Raw genomic sequence first — 269 nt, 5'->3', positions numbered from 1 at the left:
GTGACGGCGGCCTGGTTGAGTTCGGGTACGGCGTCGGCGGTGATCTGGCCGCTCCGTCCGCCCTGGGGCGCCTGGACGGCCTCGGCCTTGGTGATCTTCCCGCCGCTGACGGTGATGCGGACCTGGACGGGGCCGTACTGCGTCTGCGCGGCGGCACCGGTGACGGTCCGCGCGCCCTGGGAGGAGCCGGCCGAGGCCGCCGCCTTGTCCAGGGCGGACTGGAGGGACCGCTGGTATCCGGTGCTGGTGTAGGTGGCTCCGGAGACGGT

At 73.6% G+C, this 269-nt stretch carries 1 pseudogene; it reads right to left on the bottom strand.

The features are described 5' to 3' along the window. A pseudogene (locus tag H0H10_RS02575) lies at nt 1-269 on the bottom strand (FMN-binding protein); the annotation flags it as partial.

Source organism: Streptomyces griseicoloratus (assembly GCF_014534645.1).
In the GTDB taxonomy this organism is placed as follows: domain Bacteria; phylum Actinomycetota; class Actinomycetes; order Streptomycetales; family Streptomycetaceae; genus Streptomyces; species Streptomyces griseicoloratus.
The sequence above is the reverse complement of the archived record's forward strand: the minus strand, read 5'-3'. Positions and strand labels throughout refer to the sequence as shown.